At 64.0% G+C, this 16,367-nt stretch carries 18 protein-coding genes; 9 read left to right on the top strand and 9 right to left on the bottom strand.

What is annotated here, in order from left to right:
- The first annotated feature begins 36 nt into the window (after positions 1 to 36).
- Positions 37 to 1,068, top strand: a complete 1,032-nt coding sequence (locus tag NKJ77_RS14400; RefSeq protein ID WP_023673506.1) for an NAD(P)/FAD-dependent oxidoreductase — start codon at positions 37 to 39, stop codon at positions 1,066 to 1,068.
- 20 nt (positions 1,069 to 1,088) lie between these two features.
- Here NKJ77_RS14400 and NKJ77_RS14395 read toward each other — a convergent pair whose 3' ends face one another.
- Together NKJ77_RS14395 and NKJ77_RS14390 are read right to left on the bottom strand one after the other, a co-directional pair.
- The gene (locus NKJ77_RS14395; protein WP_023833166.1) at positions 1,089 to 2,573 is read right to left on the bottom strand and encodes an MDR family MFS transporter; all 1,485 of its coding nucleotides are present in this window, start codon (positions 2,571 to 2,573) and stop codon (positions 1,089 to 1,091) included.
- A gap of 232 nt (positions 2,574 to 2,805) precedes the next feature.
- Complete coding sequence (locus NKJ77_RS14390) at positions 2,806 to 3,426, bottom strand: DUF922 domain-containing Zn-dependent protease (protein ID WP_031196153.1); 621 nt, start codon at positions 3,424 to 3,426, stop codon at positions 2,806 to 2,808.
- Positions 3,427 to 3,574: 148 nt separating this feature from the next.
- Between NKJ77_RS14390 and folP the strand changes: the two genes are divergently transcribed.
- The 3 genes from folP to folK are packed head-to-tail and all read left to right on the top strand — an operon-like array spanning position 3,575 to position 5,299.
- Positions 3,575 to 4,420 carry a dihydropteroate synthase gene (gene folP / locus NKJ77_RS14385; protein ID WP_023742509.1) on the top strand — a complete coding sequence of 282 codons (846 nt, stop codon included), beginning with the start codon at positions 3,575 to 3,577 and terminating at the stop codon, positions 4,418 to 4,420.
- A 17-nt stretch (positions 4,421 to 4,437) separates the two neighbouring features.
- Positions 4,438 to 4,797: a dihydroneopterin aldolase gene (folB, locus tag NKJ77_RS14380; RefSeq protein ID WP_023673502.1), complete on the top strand. Its 360-nt coding sequence runs from the start codon at positions 4,438 to 4,440 to the stop codon at positions 4,795 to 4,797.
- A complete protein-coding gene (folK, locus tag NKJ77_RS14375; protein ID WP_031196151.1) occupies positions 4,781 to 5,299 on the top strand; it encodes a 2-amino-4-hydroxy-6-hydroxymethyldihydropteridine diphosphokinase in 519 nt (172 codons plus the stop codon). Before folB ends, folK begins: the two co-directional genes overlap by 17 nt.
- Here folK and NKJ77_RS14370 read toward each other — a convergent pair.
- Together NKJ77_RS14370 and NKJ77_RS14365 are read right to left on the bottom strand one after the other, a co-directional pair.
- The gene (locus NKJ77_RS14370; RefSeq protein ID WP_023673500.1) at positions 5,296 to 5,844 is read right to left on the bottom strand and encodes a DUF924 family protein; all 549 of its coding nucleotides are present in this window, start codon (positions 5,842 to 5,844) and stop codon (positions 5,296 to 5,298) included. The genes folK and NKJ77_RS14370 overlap by 4 nt on opposite strands.
- A complete protein-coding gene (locus NKJ77_RS14365; protein ID WP_023833163.1) occupies positions 5,844 to 7,691 on the bottom strand; it encodes a monovalent cation:proton antiporter-2 (CPA2) family protein in 1,848 nt (615 codons plus the stop codon). Before NKJ77_RS14365 ends, NKJ77_RS14370 begins: the two co-directional genes overlap by 1 nt.
- A 160-nt stretch (positions 7,692 to 7,851) precedes the next feature.
- On the opposite strand from NKJ77_RS14365, the gene NKJ77_RS14360 reads away from it, so the two are divergent.
- From NKJ77_RS14360 to NKJ77_RS14350, 3 genes are all read left to right on the top strand, one after another.
- On the top strand, positions 7,852 to 8,841 hold the full coding sequence (locus NKJ77_RS14360) for an AraC family transcriptional regulator (protein ID WP_023673498.1): 990 nt from the start codon (positions 7,852 to 7,854) through the stop codon (positions 8,839 to 8,841).
- Between the two features lie 59 nt (positions 8,842 to 8,900).
- On the top strand, positions 8,901 to 10,109 hold the full coding sequence (locus NKJ77_RS14355; protein ID WP_023688655.1) for an MFS transporter: 1,209 nt from the start codon (positions 8,901 to 8,903) through the stop codon (positions 10,107 to 10,109).
- A gap of 183 nt (positions 10,110 to 10,292) precedes the next feature.
- Complete coding sequence (locus tag NKJ77_RS14350) at positions 10,293 to 10,559, top strand: hypothetical protein (protein WP_023685989.1); 267 nt, start codon at positions 10,293 to 10,295, stop codon at positions 10,557 to 10,559.
- Positions 10,560 to 10,901: 342 nt separating this feature from the next.
- Here NKJ77_RS14350 and NKJ77_RS14345 read toward each other — a convergent pair whose 3' ends face one another.
- The 4 genes from NKJ77_RS14345 to NKJ77_RS14330 form a co-directional block, all read right to left on the bottom strand.
- Positions 10,902 to 11,450 (bottom strand): hypothetical protein, encoded by a 549-nt coding sequence (locus NKJ77_RS14345; protein WP_023673495.1) that lies wholly within the window; start codon positions 11,448 to 11,450, stop codon positions 10,902 to 10,904.
- 82 nt (positions 11,451 to 11,532) lie between these two features.
- Positions 11,533 to 12,597: a YcjF family protein gene (locus NKJ77_RS14340; RefSeq protein WP_023693368.1), complete on the bottom strand. Its 1,065-nt coding sequence runs from the start codon at positions 12,595 to 12,597 to the stop codon at positions 11,533 to 11,535.
- Positions 12,594 to 14,072 (bottom strand): YcjX family GTP-binding protein, encoded by a 1,479-nt coding sequence (locus NKJ77_RS14335; RefSeq protein WP_352535370.1) that lies wholly within the window; start codon positions 14,070 to 14,072, stop codon positions 12,594 to 12,596. The genes NKJ77_RS14340 and NKJ77_RS14335 overlap by 4 nt, the downstream gene beginning before the upstream one ends.
- An 86-nt stretch (positions 14,073 to 14,158) precedes the next feature.
- On the bottom strand, positions 14,159 to 14,662 hold the full coding sequence (locus NKJ77_RS14330) for a SixA phosphatase family protein (protein ID WP_023688651.1): 504 nt from the start codon (positions 14,660 to 14,662) through the stop codon (positions 14,159 to 14,161).
- Between the two features lie 69 nt (positions 14,663 to 14,731).
- On the opposite strand from NKJ77_RS14330, the gene NKJ77_RS14325 reads away from it, so the two are divergent.
- A complete protein-coding gene (locus tag NKJ77_RS14325) occupies positions 14,732 to 14,911 on the top strand; it encodes a hypothetical protein (protein WP_023706174.1) in 180 nt (59 codons plus the stop codon).
- Between the two features lie 5 nt (positions 14,912 to 14,916).
- The gene (dksA, locus tag NKJ77_RS14320; protein WP_023673491.1) at positions 14,917 to 15,333 is read left to right on the top strand and encodes an RNA polymerase-binding protein DksA; all 417 of its coding nucleotides are present in this window, start codon (positions 14,917 to 14,919) and stop codon (positions 15,331 to 15,333) included.
- 175 nt (positions 15,334 to 15,508) lie between these two features.
- Here dksA and NKJ77_RS14315 read toward each other — a convergent pair whose 3' ends face one another.
- A complete protein-coding gene (locus tag NKJ77_RS14315) occupies positions 15,509 to 16,225 on the bottom strand; it encodes a hypothetical protein (protein ID WP_352498218.1) in 717 nt (238 codons plus the stop codon).
- Between the last annotated feature and the right edge of the window lie 142 nt (positions 16,226 to 16,367).

The raw sequence follows: 16,367 nt of genomic DNA, 5'->3' as shown, positions 1-16,367 counted from the left end.
AGTTTCGCCCCAGTTTGACAATGAGGCTCGCCTGGCATGACCGATGTAATCAAGACGGACGCACTCATCGTCGGGGCGGGTCCGGTCGGCCTGTTCGCCGTGTTCGAACTTGGCCTCTTCGACATGAAGTGCCATCTGATCGACATCCTCGACCGGCCGGGCGGCCAATGCGCCGAACTCTATCCGGAAAAGCCGATCTACGACATTCCAGGCTGGCCATCGATCTCGGCGCAAGGCCTGGTCGACAGACTGCTCGAGCAGATTCACCCGTTCAAGCCAGATTTTACCTTCAACCGCATGGTCTCCAGCCTGGAAAAGCTTGACGACGGCTCATTTCGGGTCACCACCGACGAGAACGAGGTGTTCGAAGCCAAGGTGGTGGTGATCGCCGCCGGTGGCGGCTCGTTCCAGCCCAAACGGCCGCCCATTCCCGGCATCGAGGCCTATGAGGGCAGGAGCGTCTTCTATTCGGTGCGCCGTATGGAGGAATTCCGCGGCCACGACCTCGTCATCGTCGGCGGCGGCGATTCCGCACTCGACTGGACGCTGAACCTGCAGCCGGTGGCAAAAAGCGTGACACTGGTCCACCGGCGCGCGGAATTCAGGGCGGCGCCCGACAGCGTCAACAAGATGTATGCCATGCAGGAGATGAAGCAGCTGGAGTTCCGGGTCGGCCAGGTGAGCGGCCTGACCGGCGCCGACGGCGAGCTGGCCTCTGCTACCATCAAGGGCGGGCCTGACGGCGACATCGAGGTGCCGTGCACGCGCATGCTGCCGTTCTTCGGCCTGACCATGAAGCTCGGCCCGATCGCCGAATGGGGGCTCAACCTTCATGAGAACCTCATTCCGGTCGATACCGAGAAATTCCAGACTTCGGTGCCAGGCATCTTTGCCGTCGGCGACATCAACTGGTACCCAGGCAAGCTGAAGCTGATCCTGTCGGGTTTTCACGAGGTGGCGCTGATGGCGCAGGCCGCCAAGCGCATCATCAGCCCCGGTGAGCGCATCGTCTTCCAGTACACGACGTCGTCGACCAGCCTGCAGAAGAAGCTCGGCGTCGTGGAGTAGGTCCTACAGGGCTTTCCGGATCACTCCACCAGAACGACTGGCGCCTCGGCGTCGTCGCGGCCGCGCAGTGACTTCTCCGGCATCAGCGCCAGCGTCATCAGCGCCAGCACGAGCGTGACGGCCGCGGCAAGGAAGATCATCATGAAGGGCGTCGCCGAGACGATCTGTCCGGCAGCCGGCGCGCCTTCGCCGGCAAGCGGCAGGCCATAGCCGAGCGCGACGGCGCCGAGCATGGCGACGCCGAGCGCGCTGCCCAGCGAACGCAGGAAGGTCAGCACGCCGGTGGCAACGCCGAGATGCGCGCGGTCGACGGCGTTCTGCACCGATACGGTGGCGACCGGGAAAGTGGTGCCGCTTCCAAGGCCGATGCAGATGGTCAAGAGCTCGACCACCAGCAGCGAGGCGCGGCCGGCGACCAGGCTAAGCACGCCAAGACAGATAATGGCGAAGAGAACGCCGACCATGGCGATACGCTTGTAGTGGAAGAAGCGCGGTATCGTGCGGCCGCTGAACGTCGCGCCGGCGACCGTTCCGAGCAGCAGGCCGAGCATGGCAAGGCCCGACTGGCTGACCGACAGGCCGATGATCGACTGCAGATAGACGGGCAGATACACCGACAGGCCGATATTGGCGGCCTGCAGCAGGAACATCGACGCCGTGCCGGCAAGCACGATCGGATTGCTCAGCACTTCAAGCGAGATCAGCGGCTCGGCCGCACGCATCAGCCGCAAAGCGAACGCAGCCCAGAAGACCGCCGAACAGGCGAGCAGGCCGACGATCTCGCGCGAAGCCCATGGATAGGCGCTGCCGCCCCAGTTGAGGGCCAAAAGCAGCAATGCCGTCGCCACCACCAGAAGCAGCGCGCCCGGCGCGTCGATGCGATGCCGCTTTGCGGCGACCGGCAGTTTGCGCAGCGGCTTGTTGATGATGGCCATGGCCAAGATGCCGAGCGGGATGTTGATCCAGAAGATCAGCGACCAATGGAGATGTTCGGCAAATCCGCCGCCGAGCAAAGGCCCGGCGATGCTGGCGACAGCCCAGGTGCCCGAAATCCAGGCGGCATAGCGCGCGCGTTCGCGCGGCGGCACCAGGTCGCCGATGACGATCTGCGCCAGGGCGAACAGGCCGCCGCCGCCCGCACCCTGGATCGCCCGGCCGATGACCAGCACGAACATGTTGGGGGCCATGGCGCTGACCAGCGATCCCAGAAGGAAGATCAGGATCGCCGCATAGACGGTCGGCCGGCGGCCATAGACGTCGGAAATCTTGCCGTAGAGCGGCGCCATGGCCGTCGCCGTCAGGAGATATCCGGTCACGATCCACGGCAGGTAGTCGGCGTGGCCGAGCGAACGGCCGATGGTCGGCATGGCCGGCGCGACGATGGTCTGGTCGAGCGCCGCCAGCAGCATCGACAAAAGGATGCCGGCGATGATGACGTTCTTCTCGCTTTCCGTAAGCGGCGCGGCGGGCGCCACCCTAGCCGGCTTGTCGACAGCCTGGTCCATATCAGTGCATCCACAGTGTCTGCGAGCGATTGCGCGGCGCCAATGGCCGCTCCGCTATACGCCGCCTCGATTGGTCTTGATCTGGTGTTTCGAAGCTCGCGCCTTGCCACCTGACATATCTTGCGAGCCTGACATATGTCGTCCCGTATAGGCCGATTTCGACCTTTGCCCGAAAATTTTCTGGGGCTGGCCTCATGTTTCGGCAGAATTGGCTTGGTATCAGCCCTGTGGTTCAGCCGGGCGGAAGCTGGCCGTTCTGGACGCGCTGCATGCGGTAGCGCAGCAGCCGCAGGATGCGGCTTTCGAAATTCACGCCTTCGACGCGGTCGAAGCGCAACTGGTCCTGGTCATGCCTGGCGAGTTCGGCCGCGGTGATCTGCGCCGCCTTCGCCTTTGCCCCGGCGCAGGTCTTTTGCGCAAAGCTAGCGTTCAGCGCGTCTTCGAGCAGGCGGCCGTGGTTCTTGGCGATCTCGACATGACGCTCCTCATGGCGCTTGATGTCTGCCGACAGCGTGTCCCAGAACAGCCTGACATCGGGATCGGCCTTGCGCGGCCGGCGCCACTCCGGAAGGATGACCTTGACCTTGACGGTGACGGCAGCCTTGGCGATGCGGCAGGTGTCAGCGGTTTGCGCGTAGCTGATGCGGGTGGTGAACGCCATCTGGGTGGCGCCTGGATGCCGCATCCCGGTGCTTTTCACCTCGGGTCCATGCTTCGACAATTGCGTCTCGATGTCATCGAGCGTGCTGCCGCCGATGGCAAAATAGCTGTAGGTCTTCACCAGATTGGCAGCATTCGCCGGCAGGACGGTCAAAGCCAGCATCAGGGCGCAGAGCAGGGGTCGTTTCATCATGTTGCCTCTTCACTCACCTTGCTTTACGGCCGTTGCCGGCGCAACGGAATTGATCTTCCACCGATCACGCATCGTTGATGGATTGCAAGCGCTCGATGAGCCACATGCCAATGAGCCACATGCCAATGAGACACATGGTTGAAGGACAATGACGACAAGGCGATGGCAACTGGCGCATAAGTGCCATCTCGACCTTGGCGAGAAAGCCATTGTGGTCGGCATTCTCAACGTCACGCCCGACAGTTTTTCGGATGGCGGACTGTTCATCACGCCTGACCAGGCGGTGGCGCAGGCGCACCGCATGGTGGAAGAAGGCGCCGCCGTCGTCGATATCGGCGGGGAATCGACGCGCCCCGGCGCCTCGCCCGTGACGCCTGAAGAAGAGCAGGCCCGCATCCTGCCGGTCATCGCCGCGCTCGCCAGTTCAGGCGAAGCCCTGATTTCGGTCGACACCTATCGCGAGGAAACCGCGCGCCTCGCCGTCGCCGCCGGCGCGCATATCGTCAACGATGTCTGGGGCTTGCAGCGTGAACCCGGCATCGCCCGCGTCGCCGCCGAGACCGGCGCCGGACTGGTCATCATGCATACCGGGCGCGGGCGGCAAAAACTGCCCGACGTCATCGCCGACCAGTTTTTGTTCCTCAAGGCTTCGCTGGAAGTCGCCAGGCGCAGCGGCGTTGCGGACGATCATATCGTACTCGATGCCGGCTTCGGCTTCGCCAAGGAGACGGCTGAGGAAAACCTCGACCTGATGGCGCGGTTTTCCGAGCTTAAGGAGCTCGGTTTTCCCTTGATGGCCGGCACCTCCAGAAAACGCTTCATCGGCACCGTCACCGGCCGCGAAGCCGGCGCGCGCGCCGCCGGGACGGCAGCCACCAGTGTCATTCTGAGGCTGAAGGGCGCCGATCTGTTTCGCGTCCACGATGTCGCAATCAACGTGGACGCACTGGCGGTCGCCGATGCTATGCTGGCGCGCGAAAAGCCAGGACGCTGAGCCCAGGACACTAAGAAATGTACGTCATCCGCATGAAGAACTGCGCCTTCTTTGCCCGGCACGGCGTGCTGGATGAGGAAGAGGCGCTTGGCCAGCGTTTTTATGTCGATGCCGAGTTGACGGTCGAGCCCAGCCGCCCACTGGAGGATGATTCCATCGAGGACACCGTCAATTACGGCATCGCCTTCACGGTGATTGAAAAGATCGTCACTGGACATCGCCGTTTCCTGATCGAGGCGCTGGCGCTCGAAGTAGCGAAGGCGCTGACTTCACGGTTTCCGCAGATCAGGAAGGCCGAGATCACCGTGCGCAAGCCCAACGCACCGGTGCCCGGCGTGCTCGATTACGTCGAGGTGACCGTTGTCTGGCCAGAGTAGCAATAACACGGTCTATCTCAGCCTTGGTGGCAATCTCGGCGATCCCTCGGCCTCGATGGCCACGGCGCTGCGCCTGCTAGACGCCGACGAGAACACGCGTGTCATCGCCGTCTCCTCGCTCTATCGCACGCCGCCCTGGGGCAAGCTCGACCAGCCGGATTTCCTCAACGCCGCTGCCGAAATCTCGACCGCGCTGGCGCCAAGGGCGCTGCTCGACCTCTGCCTCGAGGCCGAGCGCAAGCTGAAGCGGGTGCGCGAGGAGCGCTGGGGTCCGCGCCTGATCGACATCGACATATTGGTGTTCGGCGACCGCATCATCCACGAAACCGGGCTGGAAGTGCCGCATCCCCGAATGGTGGAGCGCGCCTTCGTGCTGGCGCCCTTGGCAGAGATCGCGCCGGATCTGGCGGTGGGCGGCAGGAGCGTGACCGAGCGGCTCAGCGCCGTCGATACGTCAGGCATAGAGCGGCTGGCTTCCGGCCGCGATTGGTGGCTGGGTTAACCGGAGAAGCCGCCGCCATCGAGAAATGCCTGTTCGTCCGCCGTCGTCTCGCGGCCAAGCATCTTGTTCCTGTGCGGAAAGCGGCCGAAGCGCTGGATGATGTCGCGGTGCTCGATGGCGTATTTCACATACTCCGGCGCCCTGGCGGTGGTGAGCTCGACCGATCTGTCCTGGTCGGCGGGCAGTTCCGAATGTTCGTAGGGCAGGTACAGGAAGACGCGCAGGTTTTCTTCCAGCGAAAGGTCATGGCCGGCCGCAATCGCCTTGGCGGCAAAGTGCCGTGCCAGCGGATCGGTGGCGTACATATGGCCTGAGCCGCGAAAGCAGTTGCGCGGAAACTGGTCGAGCAGGATCATCAGCGCCAGCGAACCCTCGGCATGCTCCGACCATGCGTCGCACTCGCGCCGCGCGGCGGCAAAGTGCAGGTCGAGAAACCTGCTGCGGAAATCCGCGTCGAAGACGTCGTTCTTCTCGAACCACGCGTCTTCGCCGGCCTCGCGCCAGAATTTGGTGACGGCGAGCGCGCGCTCATCCGATGCGGTCATCAGCTTTCCCCCTGATCGGCGGGCTCGGGCTTGTGCAGCACGCCGGCCGTCTCTTCGTTCAGCGCCTGGCCGGGCCGGCGCGGTTGCGTCAGCGGCGTCGGGATCGGCGTGCCGGTATTGCCCCTGAGGAAACGTTGCCCGGCGCGGACGCCTTCGGCCAGCTGCGTCTCCAGTCGGGCATTGTCGCGCCGTCGCACATCCTCGATGACATCGGCGACATCTTCCGGCTCAACGCCCAAAACCTCGAGCGCGGAACCGCCGAAGACGAGGGCCGATTCGAAGGTCTCGCGCAGCTGGAAGTCGACCCCGGCGCGGATGAGCGACAGCGCGGTGCCGCGATCGTACGCGCGTGCCAGGACGGTCAGCAGCGGGAACTCCGCCTTGATCAGTTCCGCCATGCGCACCGTGGCGTCCGGCTTGTCGACGCAGATCAGCACGGCGCGCGCGCGGCCTGCACCTGCGGCGCGCAGAATGTCGAGCCGCGTGCCGTCGCCATAGTACACCTTGAAGCCGAAATCGGCGGCCGCCTGTATCATTTCGACATCATTGTCGATGATCGACACATCGATGCCGCGCAACAAAAGCGGCTGGCTCGCGATCTGGCCGAAACGGCCGAAGCCGATGACCAGCACGCTGCCGGTAAGGCCGTCGGCGATGTCGACGCCTTCAAGCGACTGCTCGTCGCGCGGCGTCAAATATTTGAGCGCAATGATGGCCAGCGGCGTCAGCACCATGGAGATGATGATGATCGCGGTCAGCGTTGCGTTGGCCCGGCTGTCGATGATGCCAACCGCCGCCGCGGCCGAATAGAGGACGAAGGCGAATTCGCCGCCTTGCGCCATGATCACGGCGCGTTCCAGCGCTTCACGATGACCGCTCTTCAGCAAGCGGGCGACGAGGTAGATGCCGAGCGCATTCATCGCCATGTAGGCGACGACATAGACGGCGATCAGCCGCCAGTTGTCGGCCACCACATGTAGGTCGAGCGACATGCCGACGGCGAGGAAGAAAAGGCCAAGCAGGATGCCGCGGAATGGCTCGACGTCGGCCTCCAGCTGGTGGCGGAAGGTCGATTCCGACAACAGCACGCCGGCGAGGAAGGCGCCCATCGCCATCGAGAGGCCGGAAAGCTGCATGACCAGCGCCGACCCCAGCACGACCAGAAGGGCTGCCGCCGTCATGACTTCGCGCGCCTTGGCGTCGGCCAGGATGCGGAAGAACGGGTTGAGCAGATAGCGGCCGGCCACCACCAGCCCGACGATGGCGCCAAGACCGATGCCGATTTCGGTCAGCCTTTGCTGCAGGGTCATCTCGCTGCCGCCCGGCGCCAGGAAGGCGACCAGCGCCAGAAGCGGCACGATTGCCAGATCCTCGAGCAGCAGGATGGACACGATGCGCTGGCCCTTGGGGCTGGCCATCTCGCCACGCTCTTCCAGAAGCTGCATGACGATCGCCGTCGAGGTCAGGACAAAGCCGGCGCCGGCAACGAAGGATTGCGCGATCGGAAAGCCGCCGGCGAGACCAACACCGGTGAGCAGCAAGGCGCAGACGCCGACCTGCAGCGCGCCGAGGCCGAAAATCTCGCGGCGCAGGCCCCATAGCCGCGACGGCTGCATCTCCAGCCCGATGATGAACAGGAACATGACCACGCCGAGTTCGGCGACATGCAGGATGGCTTCCGATTCGGAAAAAATGCCAATACCGAACGGGCCGATGACCACGCCCGCGGCGAGATAGCCTAGGATCGAGCCCAGCCCCATGCGTTTGAAGATCGGAACGGCGACGACGCCTGCGGCAAGCAGCGCCACCACCTGAATGAGATCGCTGCCCGATGCTTCCGCTGCCATGCCTCTTGTCCCTGTGTCCGACAGCACTCCTTGCATGCACCGGGAGCGGGAGGCAAGGGCGGGAAGCCTGCCAGGATGGGTAGGGTGCCGTGGCAGCGATTCCCCGGTGGAACAACAGTCTGCGCTTGCCTGTCGGACGGCCGGTATCTATATCTGACAAATGCCTGATTATTCGTCCCGGCCGTCGCCGCTGCCACATATCCCGATGGATGCGCTCAGCGAAGTTCTGCAAGACTTTCGCTTGAGTGGCGTCAACTATGGCCGCTGCGAACTCCGGCACCCATGGAGCATAGACTTTCCGCAACAACAACTGCTTCGTTTTCACTTTGTCGGCCAGGGTCCATGCTGGATTCACACCGAAGCGCAAGGCTGGCAGGAGTTGCGCGATGGCGATCTGGTGCTGCTGCCGCAAGGCATCGCCCATCGGCTGGCGAGTGCGCCGGACGTGGTGGGCGATTCGCTCGAGGGCTGCCAGGTGATCAAGTTGGGCGGCAACGTTTGCGAAGTGATACGGCAGGGAACGGGCGCGACAAGCACCCTTTTCTGCGGCTCCATGTCTCTCGGCTCCTATGCGCTCAATCCGTTGATCACGTTGATGCCGCCTCTCATCAAGGGTTGCGACGTGGCCGGCAATGACCCGATGGTCGGCCCTTTGCTGGCGGCCATGACGGTGGAGGCCGCGCAACCGCAGATGGGCAGCGCCACCATCCTGTCGCGTATGGCGGATTTGCTGACAGCCAGGCTCATCCGGTGCTGGGTCAATTGCAACGGCGCATCGACCACCGGTTGGCTCGCAGCCATCCGCGACCCCCATATAGGCCGCGCTCTGGCGGCCATGCACCGCGACCCCGGCCACAACTGGACGCTGGGAAGCCTCGCCGGCGTGGCAGGCCAATCGCGTTCGATTTTCGCCGAGCGCTTCAGCGCGGTATTGGGGGAGGGTGCCGCACATTATCTCGCCCGCCTGCGAATGCAGCTTGCCCGCGAATTGCTGGGCCAAAACGGCTTGTCGGTTGCCGAAGTCGCTACCCGTTTGGGCTATGATTCCGAGGCGTCCTTCGCCCGCGCGTTCAAGCGCATCACCAATGTCTCGCCAGGCGTTGTGCGTCGCACAATTCCCGGACGAATGGATATGAATTTCGGATTTTAAGGTACATAACATCCGGGCGGACTCGCCTATCTAAGATCTCCAACTGTGGAGATCTTTCCGTGACGGACACAACATTACAGCTTGAAGACGCCGCAATCGGCCTTGATGCCGATGCACCAGCCGCGTGGAGCGCGGCCACATGGTTTGCGGTCCTATCATTGGCGGCCACCAGCTTTGCCCTGGTGTCAGCCGAGTTCTTGCCGGCAGGTCTGTTGACGCCGATGGCGCGCGATCTCGGCATCAGCGAGGGAACTGCCGGACAGGTCGTCACCGCCACCGCTTCCGTTGGCGCCGTGACGGCCATGTTGAGCAATGTTCTCATCGGCCGATTGAACCGCAAGGCGGTGCTGGTTGGCCTCATGGCCCTGGCGGTCGGTTCCAATATTCTTGCGGCGCTGGCGCCCAATTTCTGGCTGCTGTTGCTGGGCCGGGCCGGGTTGGGGATCGCTCTTAGCGCTTTCTGGGCACTTTCCGTTGCCGTCGTGGCGCGGCTGGTCGGCGCCAATGCGACAGGTCGCGGCATGGCGATCGTGACCCTCGGCGTCTCGCTCGCGACCATTGCCGCGCCGTCGATGGGTGCGTTGATCAGTGACTGGCTGGGATGGCGCAGCGCGATGGCCATGACGGCGGGGCTGGCCGCGCTTGCCATGCTGCTGCAGCTTCTCAGCCTGCCGACCTTGCCTGCGGCGGCAAGCAACAGCCTTGCAGACGTCTTTCGGCTGACACGGCGGCGTGGCATCCAACTCGGCATGCTTGCCATTGTTCTGCTGATGACCGGGCATTTTGCCGGCTCGGTCTATGTGCGCCCGTTCCTCGAACAGGTGACGCTCCTCACAACCGGGCCGATTGCCCTGGCGCTGCTCGGGTTCGGCATCGCCGCTGTGATCGGCAATATTGCCGGTGGCCGCCTGGCCGACACCAACATCCACATGGCCCTCGCAGTTACCGCCGCGTTGATGGCGTTTGCGGCACTCGCTTTGGTGCTTTGGGGCGCGCAAACCGGCGTTGCCTTCGGCTTTGTTACGCTGTGGGGCTTCGCCTTCGGCATGGCGCCGGTGGTGCTGCCGACCAATATGTCTCGCGCGGCACCTGATGCGCTGGAAGCAGCAGGCAGCCTGATGGTCACTTCCTTCCAGGTTGCCATCACCGTCGGTGCGGTTGTCGGCGGCTATGTCGTGGACACCTATGGCGCTACGGGACCTTTGACCCTAACCGCCGTCCTTGCCGCGGCGACGGCCGCACTGGCGCTGCTGCAGCCTCGTGGCTGAAACCTCGCTTCGTCTGACACGGGCGGCCTCAATCAGGCCGTCCGCGCCGTTGCAGCAGCGCTGCACAGGTTTATGCGCCGCACACGTTGCGTTTTGCCGCAATCGGCGGCTATGGGACGCCAGGCTTCGGCCGTTGGAAGGCAGCGACGATCAAGTTCTGCCTTCGTGAGGAGAATGACTGACATGAAGAAGTTTTTGCTCGTCGGCGTGGGTGTCGCCATGCTTGCCGCATCGGCCTGTTCGAAGGCGCCTGAATGCACGCAGGAAATCGCGGCCAAGAAGGCGCAGGAAATGACCGCCGCGCTGCAGGAAGCGATCACCAAGGATCCGACCAAGGCCGCCGACCTGACCGCCAAGGTGCAGGCTGTGACGACCAAATATCAGGGCGCCACCACGCCGGCCGACGCCTGCAAGGCCTATGACGATCTGACGGCCGCCATCAAGGGCTGATTCTTCGTTCGGAAATTGAGGAAGGCGGTGGCTCGAGTAGCCGCCGCCTTTTTTGCTGGTGTTCTTAAAGCGCATCGCGCTGACACGGAGGACCGCCGGCACGCACAGGACCATGACACGTTGGCCTTGCTGTGGCTTGGGCCATCGGAGACGCTGACATCGTCGGTTGCGCGCCACATGTCCGGTCGCGGCAGAAAGGTGCCGCCCGAGCGGCCCGTGCTTGAGGAGCGCCAACCTGGCCGCAAGGTGGCGTGTCCTTCCCGACATCGAGCTGAGCGGAACAGCTCAGCTAACGCGCAGTGCAACCCCGTTCCGCGCTTTTTTCGGGGAACCGCTTGAGAGTCAGTTTTTGGCGATGGAGCCGACTTCGACGGCGTCGACGCGCTTGAGGCTCATGCCGATGACCGGCACCAGCTGCTGGTCGACGCGCACGGCGATGGTCACCGTCATCGAATTGTCGTCGGGAATGCGGGCCTGCATGACGCCGCGCAGCTGGTTGCGGTTGATGGTGAAGACGACTTTGCGGGCATCGACCACGTTGCCGCCGATGATGTCCAGGCCCGACCCCGCGGCGCCGCCCATGAAATTGCCCTTGTAGTCGCGGCCCTTGCGCTCGACGGTCGCCGACATTTTCTGGGTGAAGACACCGACGCGGCAGTCGCCATCGAGCGTCATGCCGGTCTTGTTGTCCGGCGTCGAGCCGTCGAAGCTGCAGGTGAACTTCGTGCCCTTGTATTTGCCGGCGATGATTTCGCCCGGGCCGACCCATTTGCCTTCAACGGTGCGGAAGAACTGCTTGTCGGGCTCCGCTGCAAAGGCTTTCCCGGTCGGGCCCAGAGGTGCTGCAAGCGCGACCAGGGGCAGGACGCAGGACAAGATTACGCTTTTCATAGACGACACCCGGCAACAAGGAGGCTGTTGTTGGACGACCATGAACAAGATTGGTTAATGCTTGGTGACCGCGAGAGGGCGTTCACTTGGTCGAGGCGGGTGCTTCATTCTCTTTTCTGGCCGCAAACGAGGTCAGCGCCGACAGGAAATCGCCCATACCCGGCCGCCTGCCGGCAATGAAGGGCAGGGGCCGCGCCGTCTCCATGGCAGCAATGCCGATACGCGCCGTCATCATGCCGTTGACCACGCCTTCGCCGAGTTTCGCCGAAAGCCGTGCGGCAAGGCCATGGCCGACGATCTGCTGGACAAAGCTGTCGCCGACGGCGATCGAGCCGGTCACCGCCAGATGGGCAAGAACGCTGCGCGCCAGCCGGAAAAAGCCCAGCGTGCCCGGCCTGCCGCCGTAGAGTTCGGACAAGCGGCGGATCAGGCGCCCGGCCTCGAACACGACATAGGCAACGTCTACGAGTGCGCGGGGGCTGACGGCGGTGACCAGCGACACGCGTTTGGCTGCTTCGAGGATCATCACCTTGGCTCTCGCATCGAGCGGCCCGAGAATTTCGGTCTCGGCCAGTCGCACCAGATTGCCGCCATCGATGATCTCGCCGCGCAATTCGGCCAGGGAGCGCCTGCCGGCCGCGGTTTCGGGTTTCGCAGCGACAAAGGCCGAAAGCTCTTCGACGACGGCCCTTGCAGCCTTCGGATCGTCGCGGGCCACGGCATCGAGCGCCCGCTTTTGCAGTTTTTCGACCTCGGCCAGCCGGGCGATAGCCAGGAATTCGCGCACCAGCACGACTGCGAGGGCCAACACGGCAATTGCGGCCATTCCCGCTGCCAGCCACCCCAGCCACTCTGCGCGCTCGAACAGGTCGCGGATGAGCTGGTCGGTCCACAGGCCGACGGCGAGCGAAACCAGCACGCCGACCGCGCCGAAAAACAGGCTGGCAAACAGCGAGCGCCTGCGCGGCGCGGTCGCCGGCGGCGGTTCGGCGGCGACAATGTCCGGCTCATCGAAGACATCGATCTCGGCCGGCACGACGACGGTGCGCGGCTTGCGCGGCGGCTCGGCATGGGGGCTGCGCGTTTCCTGCTTCGGTTCGGCCTCCGGCTCGATGCGGAAAGCTGCCGGTCTGCGGGGCGCGGTCATGCCAGATGGTCTCCGATCAGGAACTGCAAGGCGCGGTCGAGCCTGATATGCGGCAGCGACAGCGTGACGCCTTCAGCGGTGCGTTCGAGCTTTGGCGGGCGAAAGCGCACGAAACGGATCGCCGGATCGTCGCTGCTCTGCCGGTGGTCGGCTTCCGAAACGTCGAAAACCGCATCAATTTTCTCCGGCAAGTCCCCGGGAAATATGGCGGTTTCGGCTTTACCATCAAAGGTTTCGCCGTTGATCTTCTCGCCCTTCAGCGGCGTGCCGATGATCACCGGCAGGGTGTCGCGGCCTTGCTTGACCGTGCCTTCGCGCGTCGCGCGCACCGCCGCCATGGCGACCACATCGACATCGGCGCCGGTGAAATTTGCCCGCGCCACGGCGCGGTCGGCAAGCCGCCGCACGATTGCCTGCAGCCGGTCATGGCTTTCGTGATGCAAATGGTCGGCCTTGGTCGCGGCAACCAGGATGCGGTCGATGCGGCGTGAAAACAGGTCGGTGAGGAAATTGCCTCGGCCAGGACGGAAACAGGAGAGGATTTCGGTCACCGCGCGTTCCAGGTCGGCCATCGCGCCGGGGCCGGCGTTCAACGCCTGCATGGCGTCGATCACCACGATCTGGCGGTCGAGGCGGGTGATGTGTTCGCGGAAGAACGGTTTCACCACATGCGTCTTGTAGGCCTCGTAGCGGCGCTCCATCATCGCTTGCAGCGAGCCGGAGCGCGGCCGTTTCTCACCCTTGAGCAGCAAGGGCGCGAAGGTCAGCGCCGGCGATCCCTCGAGGTCGCCAGGCATCAGGAAACGGCCGGGCGGCAAGGTCGAAAGCGCCCGCTCGTCGAGCTTGCAGGCCTTGAGGTAGGCGGCAAAGCTCTCGGCGAGGCGTCGCGCCGTCATCTCATCGGCATCGGCATTGGGGTCGATGGTCGCCGACAGCGTCCGCCAGTCCTGCGACAGGTCGGCCCGCACCGGCAGCATCGCCATCTCGAACGCCTCGCGCGAAAAATCGGCGAAGGATTTGCCGAGCAGCGGCAGGTCGAGCAGCCATTCGCCGGGGTAGTCGACGATGTCGACCGACAATCGGCCGCTGGAAAACATCCGGTTCCAGCCGGAGGCAGACTCATATTCGATGGTGAGCCTGAGTTCCGAAATGGCGCGCGTCGAGTCCGGCCAGACGCGGTCGTTGACCAGCGCCGAGATATGGTCCTCGTACTGAAAACGCGGCACCGCATCATCCGGCTGTTCCTCAAGGAAGGCGCGCGCGATCCGTCCCGACTTCTGCGCCTCGAACAGCGGCAGGCGCCCGCCATGGATGAGATTGTGGACGAGAGCCGAGATGAACACCGTCTTGCCGGCCCGGGACAGGCCGGTGACGCCCAGCCGAAGCGACGGCGAAAAAAGCCCGCTCGCACGCCCCGACAGCGTATCCAGGGCAATTCTCGCTTCGTCGGTGAAAGTGGTCAGCGATGATGCCAAAATCTGTTCTCTCAGGCGTGCTCTTGCGCCCGATATAGGCTTTGCGGTTCAAGTTTGAAATGGCGCCCGGCCTCGGCCGGCTCGGCTCAGAGATCGACGGGGGTCAGGAAGGCTTCGAGGTAGCCGGCGCCTTGCGAGGCTTCCGCAAGGTTGCCGCTGAAGCGCACGACCGCAAGGCCGGAGGTCGGGAAACCATGGTTCATGATGGCCCGAGCAGCCTCGTCGCCGTCGCCCGAGACCGCCATGGCAAGGTCTTCCGTCATCGGATTGTGGCCTATGACGAGCAGCGAGCCCGGCCCGCCATTGCTGCGGATGATGGCGAGGTAGCCGGCGGCATCCTCGCTGTAGAGCGTGTCGAAGAACAGCACCCGGCCGGTATCGGTGTGGCCGGCGATGCCTTCCAGCGTCTGGCGCGCCCGCTTGGCGTTGGAGCAGAGCGTGATATCGGGGATGTAGTTGCGGGCACGCATCGCCGTCCCCATCATTTCGGCATCGGCAATGCCGGATGCGTCGAGCGGGCGATCGAAGTCGCGCACGCCGGGCAGGGCCCAGCCAGCCTTTGCATGCCTCAACAGATACAGTCTGCTCACCGGACCCCCAATGGTGTGCTGCCCACCAATGACACAACTGGATTAGCCACGAGAAAGGCCTGAGGCACAATGGGCGGCGACGCCCAAGCGCAGCGAATCATGTGCGAATTCGCCCGCGCCCTTCCTATGGAAGGCTTTGCTGAGGATCGCCCGCGCGGCATTAACAATTGCGTGAAACGCGCGCGGATTACGCTTGTGCAGCCTTCTCTGCGCGAATATATAGGCGCCAAATTTGGGGTTGTTGGGTGAGTCGAATGAACGATATCGTTACAGCCAATTACGTACCCTCCGAAGACGAGCCGTTCATGAACGAACGGCAGAAATCCTACTTTCGCCTGAAGCTCGTCACCTGGAAGACCGACATACTGCGCGAAGCGCGCGAAACCCTCGAAATCCTGCAGCAGGAAAACGCCAACCATCCCGATCTCGCCGATCGCGCTTCCTCGGAAACCGACCGCGCCATCGAGCTTCGGGCCCGCGACCGCCAGCGCAAGCTCATTTCAAAGATCGATTCGGCGCTGCAGCGCATCGATGAAGGCACATACGGCTATTGCGAGGAAACCGGCGAGCCGATCGCGCTGAAGCGGCTGGATGCGCGTCCGATCGCGACCTTGTCGATCGAAGCGCAGGAGCGCCACGAACGCCGCGAGAAGGTCTATCGCGACGATTGAGCCGCTGCCGTCAGGCAGGACTGTTTCATCAGAAATGGCCGGGTTTCCCGGCCATTTCTGTTTTTGGCCGAAGGGTTTAGTCCGCCCCCAAGTTAAAGCGCGTCGCGCTGAAACGGACGACACGCTTAAGCGGCGTTCGATCGGGAATCGGCAAGATGTGACGGTTCGCCGGGCTTTATCGTTTCTGGCTGGCGAGTTCGCCGAGCAGCTTGGTCATCTCGTCGTCGAGAGACTGCGGTGCCTTCGCAGCCGGCTTGCTTGCCGGTTTGGGGTGCGAATCGTCGAGCGAGACCTCGAGCTCCCGCATCAGGGTATCGTCGATGGACTCATGCTTCGGTGGCGGGGCCTGCCGGGCAGTATTGGCGGCGGAGCCATAGGCCGGCAGCGGTGTCACATTGCTCGCCTGGTAGATTTGAGCCGGTTTCGGCGCCGGCGCGGCCTGGCGCGGCGGAACGGCGGCCGGAGCAGCCCTTACCGGTTGCGGCGGCGGCGCCTGCCTTGCGGGCGTGGCCGGAGCGGGTTGTGCTGCGCGCGGCCGCGGCGCCTGTTGCTGCTGGCCAACACCGCCATCGCCGGTCAATGCCGGACGGCGTGGCGCTGCAAGTCTGATATCGCGCTCGACGACAACGTCGGTCGGGCCGCCGATCAAAAGCAGGTGTTCGATGTCGTCGCGACGGATGAGCACCAGCCGGCGGTGGCTGTCGACCGCCGTGGCGTCCATGACCGCCAGCCGTGTCTTGCGGTTCCTGCCGCCGGCAACGAAGGTGCCGAAGGTCAGGTTGCGGACCAGCCTGATGATGATGAGCACGATGACCAGCAGGACAAGGGCAGCAAACGTCCACAGCAGCGCTGCGGCATATCCGGGACCCGCCACATTATCCAGCCACTGCATCGGTGCCCCCAATCGGCTTTTGAAGTGGAGGGACACTAGACCGTTGCGGCCAGCCACCGCAAGTTGCCTTCACGCTTCGTGAACAGCTTGAAAACACCGACGCGTCATTTTTATCCGACATTTGCCGCCAGGGCCTTTTCCG

Origin of the sequence: Mesorhizobium sp. M0052, assembly GCF_040323255.1 — a bacterium.
Lineage (GTDB): Bacteria > Pseudomonadota > Alphaproteobacteria > Rhizobiales > Rhizobiaceae > Mesorhizobium.
The sequence above is the reverse complement of the archived record's forward strand: the minus strand, read 5'-3'. Positions and strand labels throughout refer to the sequence as shown.

Bases quoted from the DNA above. Each gene is read 5' to 3' on its own strand.
- NKJ77_RS14340 (WP_023693368.1), bottom strand. From the start codon at position 12,597: ATGACCGCGCCCCGCAGACCGGCAGCTTTCCGCATCGAGCCGGAGGCC.
- folP (WP_023742509.1), top strand. From the start codon at position 3,575: ATGACGACAAGGCGATGGCAACTGGCGCATAAGTGCCATCTCGACCTT.
- folB (WP_023673502.1), top strand. From the start codon at position 4,438: ATGTACGTCATCCGCATGAAGAACTGCGCCTTCTTTGCCCGGCACGGC.
- NKJ77_RS14360 (WP_023673498.1), top strand. From the start codon at position 7,852: ATGCCTGATTATTCGTCCCGGCCGTCGCCGCTGCCACATATCCCGATG.
- NKJ77_RS14395 (WP_023833166.1), bottom strand. From the start codon at position 2,573: ATGGACCAGGCTGTCGACAAGCCGGCTAGGGTGGCGCCCGCCGCGCCG.
- NKJ77_RS14325 (WP_023706174.1), top strand. From the start codon at position 14,732: ATGGGCGGCGACGCCCAAGCGCAGCGAATCATGTGCGAATTCGCCCGC.
- NKJ77_RS14315 (WP_352498218.1), bottom strand. From the start codon at position 16,225: ATGCAGTGGCTGGATAATGTGGCGGGTCCCGGATATGCCGCAGCGCTG.
- NKJ77_RS14350 (WP_023685989.1), top strand. From the start codon at position 10,293: ATGAAGAAGTTTTTGCTCGTCGGCGTGGGTGTCGCCATGCTTGCCGCA.
- NKJ77_RS14400 (WP_023673506.1), top strand. From the start codon at position 37: ATGACCGATGTAATCAAGACGGACGCACTCATCGTCGGGGCGGGTCCG.
- NKJ77_RS14365 (WP_023833163.1), bottom strand. From the start codon at position 7,691: ATGGCAGCGGAAGCATCGGGCAGCGATCTCATTCAGGTGGTGGCGCTG.
- NKJ77_RS14370 (WP_023673500.1), bottom strand. From the start codon at position 5,844: ATGACCGCATCGGATGAGCGCGCGCTCGCCGTCACCAAATTCTGGCGC.
- NKJ77_RS14390 (WP_031196153.1), bottom strand. From the start codon at position 3,426: ATGATGAAACGACCCCTGCTCTGCGCCCTGATGCTGGCTTTGACCGTC.
- dksA (WP_023673491.1), top strand. From the start codon at position 14,917: ATGAACGATATCGTTACAGCCAATTACGTACCCTCCGAAGACGAGCCG.
- NKJ77_RS14345 (WP_023673495.1), bottom strand. From the start codon at position 11,450: ATGAAAAGCGTAATCTTGTCCTGCGTCCTGCCCCTGGTCGCGCTTGCA.